This window comes from Pseudomonas rhizozeae, assembly GCF_031583775.1.
Taxonomy (GTDB): domain Bacteria; phylum Pseudomonadota; class Gammaproteobacteria; order Pseudomonadales; family Pseudomonadaceae; genus Aquipseudomonas.
On sequence record NZ_JAVLSB010000023.1, the window covers coordinates 1 to 3,224 of the forward strand.

At 59.8% G+C, this 3,224-nt stretch carries 2 protein-coding genes; one reads left to right on the forward strand and one right to left on the reverse strand.

Translation table 11 applies throughout. The features are described 5' to 3' along the window. Positions 1-514 precede the first annotated feature (514 nt). The gene (locus tag RG836_RS07720; protein ID WP_310844521.1) at positions 515-1,513 is read right to left on the reverse strand and encodes an AraC family transcriptional regulator; all 999 of its coding nucleotides are present in this window, start codon (positions 1,511-1,513) and stop codon (positions 515-517) included. 336 nt (positions 1,514-1,849) lie between these two features. On the opposite strand from RG836_RS07720, the gene RG836_RS07725 reads away from it, so the two are divergent. Continuing rightward, positions 1,850-3,184: a dicarboxylate/amino acid:cation symporter gene (locus tag RG836_RS07725; RefSeq protein WP_310844523.1), complete on the forward strand. Its 1,335-nt coding sequence runs from the start codon at positions 1,850-1,852 to the stop codon at positions 3,182-3,184. Positions 3,185-3,224 lie beyond the last annotated feature (40 nt).

Here is a 3,224-nt window from a genome sequence, read left to right on the forward strand (position 1 = left end):
ATTCTGTGGGAGCGAGCCGGCTCCGGGCGGCGTTCCGACGAAGGCGATCGCCCTGCTGACGAGTAAATTGCGGATTTCCCAAAACCCTGTGGGAGCTTGGCTTGCCAGCGATGACTTCTGTTCAGGCACTAGAGATTTGGCAGGTGTACATATCCATTCCTTGGGTGAAGGCCTCGATGGGTTCCGCTCTTACAGCGGGTTACTTGGAAAAGCGCCAAGTAACCAAGCGCTTTCATCCCCTCCATTCGGTGCCTCGCCTAGGCTCGGCATGCCTTCACTCCGGCCCTGCTCCGTGGGCCCGCCGCCATCGGCCATCCCTGGCCGGGGGCGGCTAACCCGGCGTCCTGCCGGGTTGCCCACTGCGCAAGACCTGCGTTCAGCCTCTGGTCAACGGGGCAGGGCAGATCAAAAGCCAGATCAAAAGTAGAAGCACATCAACAGCCAGATCAACAGCCAGATCAACAGCAGTTCAACAGCGCTCAGGGCGAGTTGGCGCTGGAGCTGCGCAGAACAATCAATACTCCTGTGCCCGATAAGCCCCTGGTGTCAGTCCGGTCCACTTCTTGAATGCTCGATGAAATGCCGATGGCTCGGAGAACCCAAGCTGTTCAGCGATTTGTTGCAGGGACAGGTCGGCGCGGCCCAGGTGGTAGATCGCGATGTCGCGGCGCAGTTGGTCTTTCAATTCCTGGAAGCTCGAACCTTCTTCGCGCAAGTGTCGGCGCAGGGTTTGTGGGCTGATGTGCAGGTGCGCGGCGACGGCTTCGAGGTCGGGCCAGCGGGCGCTGTCGCGGCTGAGCAGGCGGCGCAACTGGCTGCTGAGGCTGTCGCCATCGTCCGGGCGCGACAGCAGGTCGGCCGGGGAGCGTTCGAGGAAGTGTTTGAGGGTCCGTTCATCCTGTAACAGCGGCATGTTCAGGTAGCGGCTGTGAAACAGCAGGCTGCTCTGACCAGCGCCGAATTCCAGCGGACAGGCGAACATCAGGTCATATTCGGCGCCATGCGCCGGTCTGGCATAGCTGAACGTGGCCTGTTGCAAGCGGATGCGCTGGCCGATCAGCCAACTGCCGAGTCGATGCCAGATCACCAGCAGACTTTCGCTGAGGAAATGGTCCGGGTCCCAGAGCTGCGCGTCGTCGAGGCTCAAACGCACCCATTCGTCTTCGCGGCTCAGGCTTAAGCGCGGGGCCTGCGGGAATAGACTATAAAAAAGGAAGCCCCGACTCAGCGCGCTTTCCAAGTGGCGGCAGTGGATCAAGGCATGGCACATCATCGCGAAGGTGCCAGGTTTGCTCGGTGCCGCGCCGAAACCCAGGTATTCGTCGTCCAGCGCCAGCCACAGGCCCTGAATCAGCTGCGTGAATTGCTCCGGAGCGATCCGCGCGCGGGGCTCTTCCAGCAGTTCCGGGCTGATGCCCAACTGCTGCAGCAGGCACGAATAATCATGGCCGAGCCGACGCGCGCCGCCGAGTGCGGCACGGGCGAAATGGCTGGCGATGGTGCGTTCGCGCATAGCGGATTCCGGGCAGTGGACGGCAGAGATTAGTTATCCGCCGCTGGAGTAACAAGGCGGATATCCGCCAAATTGTAGGACGAGAGAAGCATGGTCGGCGGAAATCCGCCACATCCTTGTAACAACGCGGTGACATAAAAATACCTGTAACCCTTGATGTCAAAAGGCTTGCAGGTTTTTCGCAAGAGGTGGCACGGGCTTTGCGATGTAACGGGCAGATGTCTGCCTTAGCGCAGCTCGAAAAAACAAATCCCTCCAGTGCAGGAGGGTTCGCAGATTGAGGTTTCGTGGGCAACAGTTGGAGGTTGTCGCGGGACGCTCTTGAGGAACTTTGCAATGACGACTCGTCAGCCACTGTACAAATCCCTGTATTTCCAGGTGATCGTTGCCATCATCATCGGCATCCTGCTCGGTCACTTCTACCCGCAGACCGGCGTGGCCCTCAAGCCACTGGGTGACGGGTTCATCAAACTGATCAAAATGGTCATCGCCCCGATCATCTTCTGTACCGTCGTCAGCGGCATCGCCGGCATGCAGAACATGAAATCCGTCGGCAAGACCGGCGGCTACGCGCTGCTCTACTTCGAAATCGTGTCCACCATCGCCCTGCTGATTGGCCTGATCGTGGTCAACGTCGTGCAACCGGGCGCCGGCATGCACATCGACGTGTCGACCCTCGATGCCTCCAAAGTCGCTGCCTATGTGACTGCCGGTAAAGACCAGAGCATCGTTGGCTTCATCCTCAACGTGATCCCGAACACCATCGTCGGCGCCTTCGCCAACGGCGATATCCTGCAAGTGCTGATGTTCTCGGTGATCTTCGGTTTCGCCCTGCATCGCCTCGGTGCCTACGGCAAGCCGGTGCTGGACTTCATCGATCGTTTCGCTCACGTGATGTTCAACATCATCAACATGATCATGAAACTCGCGCCAATCGGTGCGCTGGGTGCCATGGCGTTCACCATCGGTGCCTACGGTGTGGGTTCGCTGGTGCAGCTCGGTCAGTTGATGATCTGCTTCTACATCACCTGCGTGCTGTTCGTGCTGGTCGTGCTGGGCGGCATCTGCCGCGCTCACGGCTTCAGCGTGCTGAAACTGATCCGCTACATCCGTGAAGAACTGCTGATCGTGCTGGGTACTTCCTCCTCGGAATCGGCCCTGCCGCGCATGCTGATCAAAATGGAGCGTCTGGGCGCGAAGAAATCCGTCGTTGGCCTGGTAATCCCGACCGGCTACTCGTTCAACCTCGACGGTACGTCGATCTACCTGACCATGGCTGCCGTGTTCATCGCCCAGGCGACTGACACCCACATGGACATCACCCACCAGATCACCCTGTTGCTGGTGCTGCTGCTGTCCTCCAAAGGCGCTGCCGGTGTGACCGGTTCGGGCTTTATCGTACTGGCCGCTACCCTGTCCGCCGTGGGCCACCTGCCGGTTGCCGGCCTGGCGCTGATCCTCGGTATCGACCGCTTCATGTCCGAAGCCCGTGCACTGACCAACCTGGTCGGTAACGCTGTGGCAACCCTGGTCGTGGCCAAGTGGGTCAAGGAGCTGGACGAAGACCAACTGCAAACGGAACTGGCTTCCGGTGGTCGCGGGATCTCCGAAACCCGTGAAGAAGACGACCTGGGCGTGGCTGAAGGCCCGGCCCCGACGAACGTCAAGTAACACACGCTACGTTAAGAAACCCGCTTTGGCGGGTTTTTTA